This window comes from uncultured Prevotella sp., assembly GCF_946407605.1.
Classification (GTDB): Bacteria; Bacteroidota; Bacteroidia; order Bacteroidales; family Bacteroidaceae; genus Prevotella.
In genome coordinates this window covers 1-16,948 of record NZ_CAMJOS010000012.1, presented here as the reverse complement: position 1 = coordinate 16,948, position 16,948 = coordinate 1, and the positions used below count along the sequence as shown (strand labels likewise).

General features: G+C 49.7%; 14 protein-coding genes. All 14 read right to left on the bottom strand.

The features are described 5' to 3' along the window. Positions 1-3: 3 nt before the first annotated feature. Positions 4-1,092, bottom strand: a complete 1,089-nt coding sequence (locus tag Q0R57_RS06845; RefSeq protein ID WP_294745157.1) for a DUF4251 domain-containing protein — start codon at positions 1,090-1,092, stop codon at positions 4-6. Beyond that, the gene (locus tag Q0R57_RS06840; protein ID WP_294745154.1) at positions 1,089-1,637 is read right to left on the bottom strand and encodes a sigma-70 family RNA polymerase sigma factor; all 549 of its coding nucleotides are present in this window, start codon (positions 1,635-1,637) and stop codon (positions 1,089-1,091) included. Before Q0R57_RS06840 ends, Q0R57_RS06845 begins: the two co-directional genes overlap by 4 nt. A gap of 135 nt (positions 1,638-1,772) precedes the next feature. Then, positions 1,773-3,899 (bottom strand): elongation factor G, encoded by a 2,127-nt coding sequence (gene fusA / locus Q0R57_RS06835; RefSeq protein ID WP_294745151.1) that lies wholly within the window; start codon positions 3,897-3,899, stop codon positions 1,773-1,775. Between the two features lie 37 nt (positions 3,900-3,936). Continuing rightward, positions 3,937-4,413, bottom strand: coding sequence for a 30S ribosomal protein S7 (gene rpsG / locus Q0R57_RS06830; RefSeq protein WP_294745147.1), 477 nt, complete (start codon positions 4,411-4,413; stop codon positions 3,937-3,939). Positions 4,414-4,567: 154 nt separating this feature from the next. Next, positions 4,568-4,948: a 30S ribosomal protein S12 gene (gene rpsL / locus Q0R57_RS06825; RefSeq protein WP_294745144.1), complete on the bottom strand. Its 381-nt coding sequence runs from the start codon at positions 4,946-4,948 to the stop codon at positions 4,568-4,570. 236 nt (positions 4,949-5,184) lie between these two features. Next, a complete protein-coding gene (locus Q0R57_RS06820; RefSeq protein ID WP_294745142.1) occupies positions 5,185-5,508 on the bottom strand; it encodes a DUF3467 domain-containing protein in 324 nt (107 codons plus the stop codon). Positions 5,509-5,578: 70 nt separating this feature from the next. Continuing rightward, positions 5,579-9,910: a DNA-directed RNA polymerase subunit beta' gene (rpoC, locus tag Q0R57_RS06815; RefSeq protein WP_294745139.1), complete on the bottom strand. Its 4,332-nt coding sequence runs from the start codon at positions 9,908-9,910 to the stop codon at positions 5,579-5,581. A gap of 38 nt (positions 9,911-9,948) precedes the next feature. Beyond that, entirely contained in the window at positions 9,949-13,761 is a 3,813-nt protein-coding gene (rpoB, locus tag Q0R57_RS06810; RefSeq protein ID WP_294745136.1) for a DNA-directed RNA polymerase subunit beta, read from the bottom strand. 137 nt (positions 13,762-13,898) lie between these two features. Next, positions 13,899-14,279 carry a 50S ribosomal protein L7/L12 gene (gene rplL / locus Q0R57_RS06805; RefSeq protein WP_294745133.1) on the bottom strand — a complete coding sequence of 127 codons (381 nt, stop codon included), beginning with the start codon at positions 14,277-14,279 and terminating at the stop codon, positions 13,899-13,901. A 49-nt stretch (positions 14,280-14,328) separates the two neighbouring features. Further along, complete coding sequence (rplJ, locus tag Q0R57_RS06800; RefSeq protein WP_294745130.1) at positions 14,329-14,844, bottom strand: 50S ribosomal protein L10; 516 nt, start codon at positions 14,842-14,844, stop codon at positions 14,329-14,331. A 20-nt stretch (positions 14,845-14,864) separates the two neighbouring features. Continuing rightward, positions 14,865-15,557 carry a 50S ribosomal protein L1 gene (gene rplA / locus Q0R57_RS06795; protein WP_294745128.1) on the bottom strand — a complete coding sequence of 231 codons (693 nt, stop codon included), beginning with the start codon at positions 15,555-15,557 and terminating at the stop codon, positions 14,865-14,867. 22 nt (positions 15,558-15,579) lie between these two features. After that, positions 15,580-16,020, bottom strand: a complete 441-nt coding sequence (gene rplK, locus Q0R57_RS06790; protein WP_294745125.1) for a 50S ribosomal protein L11 — start codon at positions 16,018-16,020, stop codon at positions 15,580-15,582. A 94-nt stretch (positions 16,021-16,114) separates the two neighbouring features. Next, the gene (nusG, locus tag Q0R57_RS06785) at positions 16,115-16,660 is read right to left on the bottom strand and encodes a transcription termination/antitermination protein NusG (RefSeq protein ID WP_294745122.1); all 546 of its coding nucleotides are present in this window, start codon (positions 16,658-16,660) and stop codon (positions 16,115-16,117) included. A 22-nt stretch (positions 16,661-16,682) separates the two neighbouring features. Then, positions 16,683-16,880, bottom strand: coding sequence for a preprotein translocase subunit SecE (gene secE / locus Q0R57_RS06780; protein WP_294745117.1), 198 nt, complete (start codon positions 16,878-16,880; stop codon positions 16,683-16,685). Positions 16,881-16,948 lie beyond the last annotated feature (68 nt).

The following is a 16,948-nucleotide window of genomic DNA, read 5'->3' as shown; positions in this document are numbered from 1 at the left end:
TTTTTAATAAGTAATGTCAAGGCTTCCATCGAAACTGATGGGGTCACGGTTCAGCGAGCGCACACGAATGCTGGCACTGCCTGAGTCGTAGAGTTCAACGACGTAGTGGTAGGAGTCCTCATGGGTTTTCACATCGATGTCAATCTGCGTGTATTTCGACTTCGGACGACTCTCCTTATACTGGATAATACGCTCCTCGAAGTTCAAACCTATGGAGGGTGAGAGCGACGGCGACACCTGAGCCTGTCCCAGATAGGGCAGATAGCTACGCAGCGTATCGCCACGTAATTCGAGGAAGAAATCGGTAGTCACTGTACGCGACCCATAGCGCATCGTGTTCATCGACTGGATGTCGATATGCCATTGTCTGTCGGCTACAGCATTGGCCACAGCCAGCATCCTGCGCTCCTTCTTCGTCAGGTTACGATTGAGCTTATGGTCATTGCTCCAGTTCTTCAAGTCTGTCCATCCCTCTGGCATCTGACCTTTGTTCTTGTCTGCATTCACATTCAGGTCGTCGTCCTCACTTTCTTTATGAGCGGTGTAGGTAGCAAGGGCATCGTTATAACCCCTATTAGTGGTCATACCTGATGTAGAAGTCAAGAACAACTCGTCTCTTGGCGATGTGATATCAGGAATGGCCTGAGGGTTGTAGTGGCGAGGACTCTCCGCATCTTCAGCTGGTGCCGACTCGGCTGTCCGGGACTCTGTCTCGGTCTGTGGCTCTACAGGCTGCTGCTCAGGCTGTTCGGAGGTTTCAGCCTCAGGCTGTTGCTCGTCAACGACGGGTTGCGACTGGGCCACCAGAGGCTTCGACGTAGTCTGCTGTGCCACAACGGGTGATGGTTCTTGCTGCATTGGCTTGAAGTTGAATAGCACCAGCAGCAGAATGCCGGCTGCCACAGCAGCTATACCAGCGCCATAAGCCCACAGCACTCTATGCTTGGTTTTCGTCTCAGGCTGCTCTAAAACAGGCTGCTCCCCTATTCGCAGCATCAGCCGTTCGTTCAGGTCGGCAGGCATCGGCTCCAACTGCTGTTCGCGTCGGTTGATGGCTTCGCGCAGGTTATTATCGTTCTTGATATCGTTCATTGTTCCGCATTTGTTTTAATCATTCGGTAGAGTTTCTTGCGTATTCGGCTCAGTTGTGAGCCTACGGTAGAGGTTACGGAGCCTGTGACAAAGGCGATGTCGGCAAGGCTCATATTGTCGTAGTAGAACATGCTTACCACGGCTTGCTCATGGGGTGGCAACTGTGCCAGCGCCTGCTCCAGCTGCGCTATGGTCTGCTCGTCCTGAGGTGCATCGTCTGCATCCTCCAACTGATTGGCACCAAACTCGCTGTCATCCATATAGACAATGGTGGCTCTTTTGCTCCTTACGAAATTCAGCGACTCATGGTAGGCGATGCTTTTCAGCCATGTGGCCAACGACGCCTGACGACCATCGAAACTGCCTATACCCCTGAGGGCCTTGACAAACACATCCTGATACACTTCCTCGGCATCCTCACGGCAGGTCACGATACGCTGCACCATGCGATACACGGCAGGACCATACGCCTTGAACAGCCGTTGGCATGCAGCTGGTTTCTGTTGCTGCAACTCGCGAATCAGGATCTCCGTCTCTTTTTCCATTTGATGCTTTCTACCTATATATACACACAAATTCGGAAATTATTGCAAAGATACAAAAAAAAATTCCGAAACCGCATTGCGATTCCGGAATTTCTACTATGATTAAGCAAAGAGTGACTCTTCACTCTCAACACTTTATACGAGATCGGCACGACCCTTAACCTCCTCGAGCACAGCCTTAGCAATAGCGCTGCTGAGGGGAGCGTGGTGATCGTACTCCATTGAGCTGGTAGCACGACCAGAAGTGATGGTACGCAGAGCGGTTACATAACCGAACATCTCTGACAGGGGAACCATAGCCTTTACAACACGGGCACCGCTGCGAGCCTCTTCCATACCTTCTACCTGACCACGACGCTTGTTCAAGTCGCCAATAACGTCACCCATGTTCTCCTCGGGAGTAACAACCTCGAGTTTCATGATGGGCTCCATCAGTACGGGCTTAGCCTTAGCACAAGCCTCCTTGTAAGCCATCTGGGCAGCGATTTCGAATGAGAGCTGGTCAGAGTCAACGGGGTGGAAACCACCATCGACAACAACCACCTTCAGCGAGTCAACAGGATAGCCACCGAGGATACCATTCTTCATGGCTGCCTCGAAGCCCTTCTGGATAGAGGGGATGAACTCCTTAGGAATGTTACCGCCCTTAACCTCGTTGACGAACTGCAAGCCAGGATTGTTCTTCAGGTCGTAGTCCTCATCAACAGGACCAACCTTTACGAGCATCTTAGCGTACTTACCGCGACCACCAGACTGCTTCTTGTAGGTCTCTTCAATCTCAACCTCCTTGGTGATGGCTTCCTTGTAGTTAACCTGGGGCTTACCCTGGTTACACTCTACCTTGAACTCACGCTTCAGACGGTCGATAATGATATCGAGGTGAAGCTCACCCATACCAGAGATAATGGTCTGACCACTCTGCTCGTCGGTACGTACGGTGAAGGTGGGGTCTTCCTCAGCGAGCTTAGCAAGACCGTTGTCCAGCTTAGCAATATCAGCCTGAGACTTAGGCTCAACGGCGATAGAGATCACAGTGTCAGGGAAGGTCATTGACTCCAGCACGATGGGCTTCTCTTCGTCACAGAGGGTATCACCAGTGCGGATATCCTTGAAGCCTACGCCTGCGCCAATGTCACCAGCGTCGATAGAGTCCATAGGAATCTCCTTGTTTGAGTTCATCTGGAACAGGCGGCTGATGCGCTCCTTCTTGCCTGAACGGGGGTTGTAAACATAAGAACCTGCCTTCACGCTACCAGAGTAGACACGGAAGAACACCAGACGACCCATGTAGGGATCGGTTGCAATCTTGAATGCGAGAGCTGAAGTAGCCTCGTCCTCGCTGGGCTTACGACTTTCCTCTTCCTCGGTGTTGGGGTTTGTACCAATCACAGCCTCAGTATCAAGAGGTGAGGGCAGGAATGCGCAAACATAGTCGAGCAGGGGCTGAACACCCTTATTCTTATAAGAAGAACCCAGCAGCATGGGAGTGCAAGCCATAGAGATGGTACCCTTACGGATAGCAGCGATAATCTCATCCTCAGTAATTGAAGTTGGATCGTCGAAGTACTTCTCCATCAGAGCCTCATCGTACTCGGCAGCAGCCTCAAGCAGCTTGTTGCGCCACTCGTCGCACTCGGCAGCGAGGTCGGCGGGAATCTCCTCAACGTCATACTCTGCACCCATGGTCTCGTCGTGCCACAGAATAGCCTTCATCTTGATCAGGTCAACCAGACCCTTGAAGTTCTCCTCAGCACCGATGGGCACCTGGATAACAACGGGGTTGGCACCCAGGATATCCTTCATCTGCTGAACAGTCTCGAAGAAGTCAGCACCAGAACGGTCCATCTTGTTCACGTAACCAATACGGGGCACATTGTACTTGTCAGCCTGACGCCATACAGTCTCAGACTGGGGCTGCACACCATCAGCGGCGCTATAGGTAGCCACAGCTCCATCGAGCACACGCAGAGAACGCTCCACCTCTGCGGTGAAGTCCACGTGTCCCGGAGTATCAATCAGATTGATCTTGTAGTTGTTGTTGTTCCACTTCCAGCTACAGGTGGTAGCAGCAGAAGTAATGGTGATACCGCGCTCTTGCTCCTGGGCCATCCAGTCCATGGTGGCTGCACCATCGTGCACCTCACCAATCTTATGGGTCTTACCTGTGTAGAACAGGATACGCTCAGAAGTGGTGGTCTTACCGGCATCGATGTGAGCCATGATACCGATATTGCGGGTCAAATGCAAATCTTGTTTTGCCATTCTTTTTCTTTTTTACCTTTTTCCTTAATACCTAATCTTAGAAGCGGAAGTGAGCGAAAGCACGGTTAGCCTCAGCCATACGGTGCATATCCTCCTTGCGCTTGAATGCGCCACCCTGATTATTGAAGGCATCCATAATCTCAGCTGCCAGCTTGTCGGCCATTGACTTGCCGCTACGCTTGCGAGCGAAAGAAATCATGTTCTTCATAGAGATACTCTCCTTACGGTCGGGACGAATCTCGGTAGGTACCTGGAAAGTGGCACCACCAATACGACGGCTCTTCACCTCTACCTGAGGAGTGATGTTGTCCAGAGCCTGCTTCCAGATTTCCAGAGGAGCCTTCTCAGCATCCTTCATCTTGTCCTTCACAATCTCCAGGGAGTTGTAGAAAATTTCATAAGACTTCGACTTCTTACCGTCGAACATCAGATGATTCACGAACTTTGAGACCTTCTGGTCGTTGAACACGGGATCCGGCAGGATCACACGCTTCTTTGGTTTTGCTTTTCTCATTTTTTGTTTTGAATGATTTTGTCTGCTTGGGCTGTTCTTTGTCTGTTCTTCAACGTCCACACTCGGACATTTACTCAACCTATTTAAGATTCACCAGCAAAACGGTTTTCTTTTCTTTTTCGTTGGGTTCGGCTACTTAACCATCACCGGTTAATTACTTCTTAGCCTTGGGACGCTTGGCACCGTACTTAGAACGACGCTGCAGGCGATTTGCAACACCGGCGGTATCCAAAGTACCGCGAACGATGTGATAACGTACACCGGGAAGGTCCTTTACACGACCGCCACGAACCAGCACGATGCTGTGCTCCTGCAAGTTGTGTCCCTCTCCGGGGATGTAACTGTTGACTTCCTTCTGGTTAGTCAAACGAACACGGGCTACCTTACGCATAGCCGAATTAGGCTTCTTGGGAGTGGTCGTGTACACACGAACGCACACGCCGCGACGCTGAGGACAGTTGTCCAGCGCGGGTGACTTCGACTTATCTACGATCACCTTTCTGCCTTTGCGAACCAATTGTGAAATTGTAGGCATAATTAATTTTGTTTTTTGTTTATTATATATTAATATTGTGTAAATTCCTGTACATAGTATGCCCTCGCCATCGGCGGAGACATTTCGGGCTGCAAAGGTACGCATTTTCTTTGAAACCACCTAACATGTAGGATGGGAACGCCACCTCTGCAGCCTGAATTTAACAAGAAATAATATTTTTAATCTTTTTAAACACTAATTTTGTTCACAATGTGACAAAAAAATGGGGAAAGACGTTATGCCTCTCCCTTTCCCGAACCAAAAGGAGAAATGGTGCGGGGTTCTTGCTTCTGCTCCGGCATCTTGATAGGGCCGAAGGTACGCTCATAGCGCATGATATTTTCCTGCAAAGCACCCAGCAGACGCTTGGCATGTTCAGGAGCCAGGATAACGCGGCTACGCACCTGGGCCTTGGGCAGACCTGGCAGCATACGTGCGAAATCAACGATGAACTCGCTGCTGCTGTGAGTGATGATAGCAAAGTTAGCATACTCACCTTGAGCCTTTTCAGGTGACAGTTCTATTTGCAGCCCTTGCTGCTTCTGTTCGTTTTCGTTCATTACTTTGTTTTTTAAATAAATCCGGACCGCCGAAGCAGTCCGGATTTCTTATTATCATATTAGAGACGGTTTAATTCTCGTCGAGTACAGCCTCGTCGGCAAAGTCGAGCACGTTCTTGCGGTTGGCCTGCATACGCTCGTACTCTTCCTTCGAGCCCACGATAATCTTTTCGAACTCGCGCAGACCAGTACCAGCGGGAATCAGGTGACCGCAGATTACGTTCTCCTTCATACCCTCGAGGAAGTCCTGCTTGCCACGGATAGCAGCCTCATTCAGCACCTTCGTAGTTTCCTGGAATGACGCAGCCGACATAAACGACTTGGTCTGGAGAGCTGCACGGGTGATACCCTGCAGAATCTGAGTAGACGTTGCGGGCACGGCATCGCGCACCTGAACAGTACGCAAGTCGCGACGCTTCAGAGAGGTGTTCTCGTCGCGCAGACGACGGGCTGTCACAATCTGACCAGGCTTCAAGTTCTCTGAGTCACCGGCATCGGTCACAACCTTTTTACCCCAGATACGATCGTTCTCCTCAGCAAAATCGAGTTTGTCGACAATCTCCTGCTCGAGGAACGAAGTATCGCCAGGTTCGTTGATCTGCACCTTGCGCATCATCTGACGAACGATAATCTCGAAGTGCTTGTCGTTGATCTTGATACCCTGCAGACGATACACATCCTGTACCTCGTTGACGATATACTCCTGAACAGCGGTAGGACCCTTGATGGCGAGGATATCGCTCGGGGTGATGGCACCATCAGACAAAGGAGTACCGGCACGTACGGCATCATGCTCCTGCACCAGGATCTGCTTAGACAGAGATACGAGATACTTGCGCTGGTCGCCAGCCTTAGAGGTTACAATAATCTCACGGTTACCACGCTTAACCTTACCCATGGTTACCTCACCATCGATTTCAGAAACAACAGCGGGGTTAGATGGGTTACGAGCCTCGAAGAGCTCGGTAACACGAGGCAGACCGGCAGTAATATCACCACCTTTGGCAGCTGCACGAGGAATCTTAACGAGGGTCTCACCAGTCTTAACAGTCTGGCCATCCTCTACTACCACGTGACCACCTACGGGGAAGTTATAGGTACCAATCTTTTCACCATTAGCATCGATGACGTCACAGGTAGGCACCTTGGTCTTATCCTTCGATTCGGTAACGATCTTCTCGGTCAGACCAGTGGTTTCATCGGTCTCGGCACGGAAGGTAACACCTTCGATAACATCGTTGAACTTCAGCGTACCAGCATATTCGGTTACGATAACGGCGTTGAAGGGGTCCCACTGGGCAATCTTGTCGCCCTTGGCAACCACATCACCATTCTTGAAATACAATGACGAACCATAAGGCAGGTTCACCGTTGACAGGACAATCTTGGTGTTAGGATCAACAAAGCGCATCTCACCCAGACGGCTCACCACCATCTCGCACTCGCGACCATCTTCATCGAACGGAACGGTACGAACCTCTTCCAACTCGATACGAGCAGACTCGTTCTTGCAGACGATGCTGGCATTGGCGGCTGCGTTGGCAGCCACACCACCAGCGTGGAACGTACGCAGAGTCAGCTGAGTACCAGGTTCACCAATAGCCTGAGCGGCAATCACACCGACAGCCTCACCCTTCTGAACCATACGGCGAGTAGCGAGGTTACGACCGTAGCACTTGCGGCAGACACCCTTCTTTGACTCACAGGTGAGCACAGAACGGATCTCGACCATCTCAATCTCGGCCTTCTCAATCTCGTCAGCCAGAGCCTCGGTAATTTCCTCACCAGCAGGTACGATAACGTCGCCAGTCTTGGGGTTCACCACATCGTGCACGCTAACACGACCAAGGATGCGCTCAGACAGAGAAGAGATAATCTCATCACCACTCTTCAGAGCGGTGCACTCCAGTCCACGCAGTGTTCCACAGTCTTCCTCGTTGATAATCACGTCGTGAGAGACGTCAACCAAACGACGTGTCAGATAACCTGCGTCGGCAGTCTTCATAGCGGTATCAGCCAGACCCTTACGGGCACCGTGTGTAGAGATGAAGTACTCCAGCACTGACATACCCTCCTTGAAGTTCGAAAGAATTGGGTTCTCAATAATCTGGTGTCCCTCGGCACCGGCTTTCTGAGGCTTAGCCATCAGACCACGGATACCAGAGAGCTGTTTGATCTGGTCTTTACTACCACGGGCACCAGAGTCAAGCATCATGAATACGGCGTTGAAGCCCTGGTCGGCCTCGGTCATCTCCTTCATCAGGATATTACCAATATCATTATTAACGTGGGTCCAAGTATCGATAACCTGGTTGTAACGCTCGTTGTCGGTAATGAAGCCCATGTTATAGTTGTCGGTAATCTGCTGTACTTCGTCATTACCTTTGGCGATAAGCTCGGCTTTCTCCTTCGGGATAATGATATCGTCGAGGTTGAACGACAGACCTGCCAGATAAGCCATTCGGTAACCCAGGTTCTTAATACCATCGAGGAACTCACAAGCCTCTGCGAAACCTACGTTCTTGATAACGTCGGCGATGATGTCGCGCAGACTCTTCTTAGAGATAACCTTATTGACATAGCCCACCTCCTTAGGAACGATGCCATTAACGATGACACGACCCACAGAGGTCTCTACCTGATGACGAACCTTAATGCCGTCGACCACATCATCGACCATCACCTTCACCTGGGCGTGCAGGTCGCACTTACCTTCGTTGTGAGCAATGATAGCCTCCTCAGGACCGTAGAACGAGAGGCCCTCGCCCTTTGCACCTGGGCGAATCTTGGTGATATAGTACAGGCCGAGCACCATATCCTGTGAAGGAACGGTGATAGGTGCACCATTGGCAGGATTCAGAATGTTATGGCTCTGGAGCATGAGCAACTGAGCCTCGAGGATAGCCTCATTGCTGAGGGGAAGGTGCACAGCCATCTGGTCACCGTCGAAGTCAGCGTTGAAGGCGGTACATGCCAGCGGGTGGAGCTGGATAGCCTTACCCTCGATAAGCTTAGGCTGGAAGGCCTGGATACCCAGACGGTGAAGTGTTGGTGCACGGTTGAGCAACACGGGATGACCCTTCATGACATTCTCAAGGATATCCCAGATAACGGGCTCACGACGGTCAACAATCTTCTTTGCGCTCTTCACAGTCTTCACAATACCGCGCTCAATGAGCTTGCGGATGATGAATGGCTTATACAGCTCGGCAGCCATCAACTTAGGCAGACCACACTCACCCATCTTCAGTTCAGGACCTACGACGATAACCGAACGTGCCGAATAGTCAACACGCTTACCGAGCAGGTTCTGACGGAAACGACCCTGCTTACCCTTCAGCGAGTCGGAGAGTGACTTCAGAGGACGATTGCTATCGCTCTTCACAGCCGAAGACTTACGGCTATTGTCGAAGAGTGAGTCAACAGCCTCCTGCAACATACGCTTCTCGTTGCGCAGGATGACCTCGGGAGCATGGATCTCCATGAGGCGCTTCAGACGGTTGTTACGAATGATGACACGACGATAAAGGTCGTTCAAGTCGGAAGTGGCAAAACGGCCACCATCCAGGGGAACCAGAGGACGGAGCTCAGGCGGCGTCACAGGGATAATCTTCATGATCATCCACTCAGGACGGTTGATACCCTTCTCTACTGACGAACGGAAAGCCTCTACAACCTGCAGGCGCTTCAGAGCCTCGTTCTTACGCTGCTGTGAAGAGTCGGTATTGGCACGGTCGCGCAACTCATAAGACAGAGAGTCGAGGTCGAGCTGCTGTAACAACTCATAGATAGCCTCGGCACCCATCTTGGCCACAAACTTATTAGGATCGGTATCCTCCAGATAATAGTTGTCCTCAGACAGCTGGTTATCAAGGATATCGTTATACTCCTCCTCTGAGAGCAGGTCATATTTCTGAGAACCAAGCAGAGGATTTCCCTCGGCATCCTTGCGACCCTCTAATGCACCGGGCTGGATGACAATATAACGCTCGTAGTAGATAACTGCGTCGAGTTTTTTGGTGGGCATTCCCAGCAGATAGCCAATCTTATTGGGCAGACTGCGGAAATACCAGATATGAGCTACAGGCACTACCAACTCGATATGTCCGCTACGCTCACGACGCACCTTCTTCTCGGTCACCTCTACACCGCATCGGTCACACACGATACCCTTATAGCGAATGCGCTTGTACTTACCGCAGGCGCACTCATAGTCCTTGGTAGGACCAAAGATACGCTCACAGAACAGACCGTCGCGTTCGGGCTTATAGGTACGGTAGTTGATGGTCTCTGGCTTGGTAACCTCACCAAAAGAACTCTCAAGGATCTGCTCAGGTGAAGCCAGACCAATGGTAATCTTGGTGAAATTATTCTTTGTCTTTGAATCTTTCTTGAAAGCCATATTTCAATTCTTAATTCTTAATTCTTAATTCTTAATTATCAGTCGAGAGTTACGCTGAGACCCAAACCACGCAGTTCGTGCAGAAGCACATTGAGTGACTCAGGAATACCTGGTGTAGGCATGGGCTCACCCTTGACAATGGCCTCATAAGCCTTAGAACGACCTACGGTATCATCTGACTTGATTGTCAGGATCTCCTGTAGCACATGGCTGGCGCCAAAGGCCTCCAGTGCCCAGACCTCCATCTCACCAAAACGCTGACCACCGAACTGGGCCTTACCTCCAAGAGGCTGCTGGGTGATAAGAGAGTACGGACCGATTGAACGGGCGTGCATCTTGTCCTCAACCATGTGACCGAGTTTCAGGAAGTAGGTGATACCAACGGTTGCGGGCTGGTCGAAACGCTCACCAGTCTCACCGTCATAGAGGTGAGTAGAGCAGAGACGAGGCAGACCGGCCTTATCAGTCCAGGCTGCAAGGTCATCAAGCTTAGCACCATCGAAGATAGGTGTTGCGAACTTCACGCCAAGACGCTTTCCGGCAGCACCGAGGATAGCCTCGAAAATCTGACCGAGGTTCATACGAGAAGGCACACCCAGCGGGTTCAGAACCAAGTCGACGGGACGACCATCCTCAAGGAATGGCATATCCTCCTGGCGTACGACCTTAGACACGATACCCTTGTTACCGTGACGACCGGCGAGCTTATCACCCACACCAATCTTACGCTTCTTGGCCACATAAACCTTAGCCATCTGCAGGATACCTGAGGGCAGCTCATCGCCAATAGTGATGGCGAACTTCTTACGCTTCATCTCAGCATCGAGCAGCTTGTACTTCTTCATATAATTAATGATAAGCTGACCGATAAGCTCGTTCTTGTGCTCATCATTTGTCCACTTGCTGGTCTGGATATCACCATACTCCAGGTTCTTCAGGGCGGTCATGGTGAACTTCGAGCCCTTAGAGATAATCTCTGCTCCTGTATAGTCTTTCACACCCTGTGAAGTCTTACCCTTGGTGAGCTCCATCAGCTTGTCGACCAGAATATCCTTCAGGTCTTCAACCTTTGCCTGATACTCATCGTCAATCTTGGCCAGCACGATCTTATCCTGCTGCTTTGTCTGACGGGTCTTTATAGCACGAGCAAAGAGCTTCTTGTCAACAATGACACCAGAGAGTGAGGGGTTAGCCTTCAGAGAGCTGTCCTTTACATCGCCAGCCTTGTCGCCAAAGATGGCACGCAGCAGTTTCTCTTCAGGAGAGGGATCGCTCTCACCCTTAGGTGAAATCTTACCAATCAGGATATCACCGGGCTCTACACGAGCACCAACACGGATTACGCCGTTCTCATCGAGATCCTTGGTGGCCTCCTCGCTGACATTAGGAATATCAGAAGTAAACTCTTCCACGCCACGCTTGGTCTCACGAACGTCGAGAGAGTACTCATCAACATGAACTGAGGTAAGGATATCCTCACGAACAATACGCTCGTTGAGCACGATAGCATCCTCATAGTTGTAACCCTTCCAAGGCATATATGCCACGAGCAGGTTACGACCCAGTGCCAACTCACCATTCTCAGTAGCATATCCTTCAGTCAGGATATCTCCCTTCTTCACACGCTGGCCCTTATTACAGATAGGACGCAGGTCGATAGTCATGTTCTGGTTGGTACGACGGAACTTAGGAATGCGATACTCCTTCATAGCAGGCTCGAAGCTAACAAACTCCTCATCCTCAGTACGATCGTACAAGATACGGATGGTTGTAGCATCTACATACTCGATGACACCATCACCTTCGGCAGTAATCATGGTGCGAGAATCCTCACACACTTGCTTCTCAATACCAGTACCTACAATAGGAGCCTCGTTATGAAGCAGAGGTACGGCCTGACGCATCATGTTTGATCCCATCAGTGCACGGTGAGCATCGTCGTGCTCCAAGAAAGGAATAAGTGATGCAGCGATAGAAGCAATCTGCTGGGGCGACACATCCATAAGGTTCACCTCTGTAGGCGGAACAACAGGGAAGTCAGCATCCTGACGACACTTAACAACAGGACGAATGAACGTACCATCATCGTTCAAGGGTGCATTACCCTGACCAATGACATAGTTCTCCTCTTCCTCAGCAGTCAGGTAGACAATGTCGTCGTTATTCAGGTTGGCAATACCATTCTCCACCTTACGATAAGGAGTCTGAATAAAGCCAAGTTCATTAATCTTTGCATACACACAGAGCGAAGAAATCAGACCGATGTTAGGTCCTTCAGGGCTCTCAATAGGACAGAGACGTCCGTAGTGTGTGTAGTGTACGTCACGTACCTCGAAACCGGCACGCTCACGTGACAGACCGCCAGGACCCAAAGCAGAGAGACGACGCTTGTGGGTCACCTCGGCCAACGGGTTGGTCTGGTCCATGAACTGCGACAGCGGGTTGGTTCCGAAGAATGAGTTGATCACGCTTGAGATGGTCTTGGCGTTAATCAGGTCCATCGGGGTGAAAACCTCATTGTCACGTACATTCATGCGCTCACGAATGGTACGGCTCATACGGGCCAGACCGATCGAGAACTGGTTGCTCAGCTGCTCACCAACAGTGCGTACACGACGGTTAGACAGGTGGTCGATATCGTCGACCGCAGCCTTAGAGTTAATCAGCTGAATGAGATACTTGATAATCTCAATGATATCTTCTTTGGTCAGGACACGGATATCCATGTCGGTGTCAAGACCTAACTTCTTATTAATACGGTAGCGACCAACATCACCCAAATCATAACGCTTGTCAGAGAAGAAGAGGTTCTGAATAACCTCACGAGCACTGGCATCATCGGCAGGATCGGCATTGCGCAACTGACGATAGATGTAGAGCACGGCCTCCTTCTCAGAGTTACTGGGGTCTTTGGCCAGCGTATTGAAAATGATAGAGTAATCCTGAGCCACTGACTCGTCCTTGTGAACCAGAATGGTAGAAGCACCACTCTCCAGGATGTCCATCATGTTCTCTTCCGTAATCTCGGTCTCACGATCCATGATGACCTCATTACGCTCAATTGATACAACTTCACCCGTATCCTCATCAACAAAGTCCTCGTTCCAACTCTTCAGTACACGAGCAGCCAACTTGCAGCCAAGCACCTCTTTCAGTGCCTTCTTGCTCACCTTCACCTCCTCGGCAAGGTCGAAGATCTGGAGGATGTCCTTATCGTTCTCGAAACCGATAGCACGAAGCAGCGTGGTAACAGGCAACTTCTTCTTACGGTCGATATAAGCATACATCACATTATTGATATCGGTGGCGAACTCAATCCAAGAGCCCTTGAACGGAATGATACGTGCAGAATAGAGCAACGATCCGTTGGCATGCACGCTCTGACCGAAGAACACGCCGGGAGAACGGTGCAACTGAGAAACCACGACACGCTCGGCACCATTGATGACAAACGTACCATTGGCAGTCATATAAGGAATGGGACCCAGGAACACATCCTGAATAACAGTTCCGAAATCCTCATGATCAGGGTCGGTGCAATACAGCTTCAACTTAGCCTTCAAAGGTACGCTATAGGTCAAGCCACGCTCCAGACACTCATCAATGGTGTAACGGGGCGGGTCGATATAGTAATCCAAGAACTCAAGAACGAAGTTGTTACGCGTATCTGTAATGGGGAAGTTCTCAGCGAACACCTTATACAGACCGTCATTCTTGCGTTCCTCAGGCGGAGTGTCCAACTGCAGGAAGTCTTTGAATGACTTTAATTGCACATCGAGAAAATCCGGGAACGGCATCGGATTCTTGACGCTGCCAAAGTTTACTCTGTTGTCTATTACTTTCGAAGTCATATATGTTATTTATTATCTTTGGGTCTTATAGGGGCTATAGGACATATAGGACCTATAGGAAATTGTCATGAAGACAAGAAAAGGTTAGGAACCCTCTACCGGAGAGTCCCTAACCAATAGTTATTGTTGTGCTTAAATTACTTCAGCTCAACTACGGCACCAGCAGCCTCGATAGCCTTCTTCAGGTTCTCAGCCTCTTCCTTAGACAGGCCTTCCTTAACGGTAGCGGGAGCACCGTCAACCAGGTCCTTAGCCTCCTTCAGGCCCAGACCGCAAGCCTCTTTCACAGCCTTTACAACCTGCAGTTTAGCAGCACCGGCCTCTTTCAGGATTACGTCGAAAGAAGACTTCTCTTCTGCTGCCTCAGCAGCACCAGCTGCAGCAGGACCAGCAGCTACAGCAACGGCTGCAGCAGCAGGCTCAATTCCATACTCGTCCTTCAGGACTGTTGCCAACTCGTTAACTTCTTTTACAGTAAGGTTTACCAACTCTTCTGCAATAGCTTTGATATCTGCCATTTTTATTTAAAATTTAATTGTTTTTTAATGTTAATGTTACTAATTTCGCTTATTTGTTACGCTCAGCGATAGCGTCAAGCAATCCATGGATCTTGCCACCAGCATTCAAGCCAGAAACAACATTCTTGATCGGAGACTGCAGCAGAGCCACAACCTCGGCGATAAGCTCGTTCTTGCTCTTGATAGCAACCAACTCAGCAAGTTTATCAGCACCAACGAAGATGCTTTCTTCGGCATAGGCACCCTTCAGAGCGGGGATACCTTCCTTCTCATATTCCTTGAGGAGTTTGGCAGGAACATTAGCTGTCTGTGTGAACATGACAGCGGTGTTGCCCTTCAAGCAGTCATACAGGGGAGAGAAATCAATCTCCGAAGCCTCGAAAGCCTTGTGGAGAAGGGTGTTCTTAACGACCACCATCTTGATTTCGTTCTTGAAGCACTTACGACGCAGGTCGCTAGTTTTCTCTGCATCCAGTCCAGTCAGGTCGACCAGATAGAAATGAGGATACTGCTTCAGTTTCTCACCAAGGGCTACGATAATAGTATCTTTTACTTCCTTTTTCATTTGTCTAATCTTTTAACGAGTTATTCAACTGATTTAGGATCGACCTTGATACCCTTACTCATAGTGCTTGAGAGGAAGACACTCTTGATATATGTTCCTTTTGCTGCAGCAGGCTTCAGTTTGATAATCGTAGCAATAAACTCTTTTGCGTTCTCGAAAATCTGATCAGCATTGAAAGAGATCTTACCAATTGACGTATGCACGATACCGGCCTTGTCAACCTTGAAGTCAATCTTACCCTGCTTCACTTCCTTCACTGCTTTAGCAACATCCATAGTCACAGTGCCACTCTTGGGGTTTGGCATCAATCCACGAGGACCGAGTACACGACCCAAAGGACCCAGTTTACCCATGCACGAAGGCATTGTGATAATCACATCAACATCAGTCCAACCGCCTTTGATCTTTTCGATATATTCATCGAGACCAACATAGTCGGCACCAGCTTCCTTAGCGGCAGCTTCCTGATCAGGGGTACAGAGAGCGAGAACACGCGTTACCTTACCAGTACCGTTCGGCAGCGATACCACGCCACGAACCATCTGGTTTGCCTTACGCGGGTCAACGCCCAAGCGTACGTCGATATCAACAGAAGCATCGAACTTGGTGGTGGTAATTTCCTTCACCAATGCGGCTGCTTCCTTCAAAGAGTATGCTTTCCCTGCTTCAACCTTATCAGCTACCAACTTTTGATTTTTTGTCAGTTTACTCATTGTCTTAAATTGAAGTTATTTGTTATTCACCAGGGAAATCCCCTTTTACAGTAATACCCATACTACGAGCAGTACCTGCAATCAGCTTCATAGCAGACTCAACAGTAAAACAGTTGAGGTCAGCCATCTTATCCTCAGCGATAGCGCGCACCTGATCCCAGGTCACAGTAGCCACCTTCTTACGGTTGGGCTCTGCACTTCCGCTCTTCACCTTGGCAGCCTCGAGCAACTGAACAGCTGCGGGAGGAGTCTTAATGACGAAGCTAAATGACTTGTCGGCGTAGTAAGTGATAACAACAGGAAGAATCTTACCTGCCTTATCCTGGGTTCTGGCGTTGAACTCTTTGCAGAATCCCATGATGTTAATACCCTTAGAACCCAGAGCAGGTCCTACGGGAGGAGAGGGATTCGCAGCGCCACCTTTAATCTGTAATTTGATTAATCCAGCAACTTCTTTAGCCATTTCTGTTTGTTAATTTTGAATGATTTGCATATAAGTCTGGGGAGTGGAAGCCTCCTAGACCGTATACTAGAACGGCGCACGTAACATTTACGCTCTATTCTTTCTCTACTTGATTAAATCCTAATTCCAAAGGAGTCTTACGACCAAATATCTTGACCATTACCTTCAACTTGCGTTTATCGGCATTCACCTCTTCGATAATACCGCTGAAACCACTAAACGGTCCGTCAGTAACCTTCACTGCCTCATCGACAACGAACGGAATTGCCACCTCTTCCGAGCGAATGGCCGTATCCTCTACAGTACCGAGGATTCTGTTAATATCAGCCTGACGGACAGGGCTGGGATTATCCATACCACCAAGGAAGCCAAGCACATTTGGGATAAAACGCAGCGTGTGGGCAGTTTCGCCATCAAGGCGTGCCTCAACGAGAACATAGCCAGGGAGGAACAATTTCTCCTTGACCACTCGTTTGCCATTGCGAAGTTGGGCATATTTCTCTGTAGGCAGCAAAATCTCGCCAACATTCGCTGCCAGCGTCTCATTTGTTCTCATCAGTGCCTCCAGATATTCCTTGACCTTAGCCTCCTTACCGCTTACGGCCTTCAGAACATACCATTTCTTTCCAGTCTCTGCCATTATCCTATTATTCTATCTTACATTAGCGAGGATAAACCAAGCTCATGAATTGTTCAAACGTATAGTCCATCGCAAAGACGACCAAAGCGATAATCAGTGAAGCGGTCAGCACCAAAGCGGCACTGCCCGTCAGTTCCTTACGCGTAGGCCAGGTTACTTTATGTGCCAACTCATCGTAGCACACCTGACAATACTTGAAAAACTTCGTAAAAATATTCATCTCTTCTTCTAAATAAGCACGGGAAGGAGGACTCGAACCCACGACCCTCGGTTTTGGAGACCGATGCT

Bases quoted from the DNA above. Each gene is read 5' to 3' on its own strand.
- rpsL (WP_294745144.1), bottom strand. From the start codon at position 4,948: ATGCCTACAATTTCACAATTGGTTCGCAAAGGCAGAAAGGTGATCGTA.
- Q0R57_RS06840 (WP_294745154.1), bottom strand. From the start codon at position 1,637: ATGGAAAAAGAGACGGAGATCCTGATTCGCGAGTTGCAGCAACAGAAA.
- nusG (WP_294745122.1), bottom strand. From the start codon at position 16,660: ATGGCAGAGACTGGAAAGAAATGGTATGTTCTGAAGGCCGTAAGCGGT.
- rplA (WP_294745128.1), bottom strand. From the start codon at position 15,557: ATGAGTAAACTGACAAAAAATCAAAAGTTGGTAGCTGATAAGGTTGAA.
- fusA (WP_294745151.1), bottom strand. From the start codon at position 3,899: ATGGCAAAACAAGATTTGCATTTGACCCGCAATATCGGTATCATGGCT.
- Q0R57_RS06820 (WP_294745142.1), bottom strand. From the start codon at position 5,508: ATGAACGAAAACGAACAGAAGCAGCAAGGGCTGCAAATAGAACTGTCA.
- rpoC (WP_294745139.1), bottom strand. From the start codon at position 9,910: ATGGCTTTCAAGAAAGATTCAAAGACAAAGAATAATTTCACCAAGATT.
- Q0R57_RS06845 (WP_294745157.1), bottom strand. From the start codon at position 1,092: ATGAACGATATCAAGAACGATAATAACCTGCGCGAAGCCATCAACCGA.
- secE (WP_294745117.1), bottom strand. From the start codon at position 16,880: ATGAATATTTTTACGAAGTTTTTCAAGTATTGTCAGGTGTGCTACGAT.
- rpoB (WP_294745136.1), bottom strand. From the start codon at position 13,761: ATGACTTCGAAAGTAATAGACAACAGAGTAAACTTTGGCAGCGTCAAG.
- rplK (WP_294745125.1), bottom strand. From the start codon at position 16,020: ATGGCTAAAGAAGTTGCTGGATTAATCAAATTACAGATTAAAGGTGGC.
- rplJ (WP_294745130.1), bottom strand. From the start codon at position 14,844: ATGAAAAAGGAAGTAAAAGATACTATTATCGTAGCCCTTGGTGAGAAA.
- rplL (WP_294745133.1), bottom strand. From the start codon at position 14,279: ATGGCAGATATCAAAGCTATTGCAGAAGAGTTGGTAAACCTTACTGTA.
- rpsG (WP_294745147.1), bottom strand. From the start codon at position 4,413: ATGAGAAAAGCAAAACCAAAGAAGCGTGTGATCCTGCCGGATCCCGTG.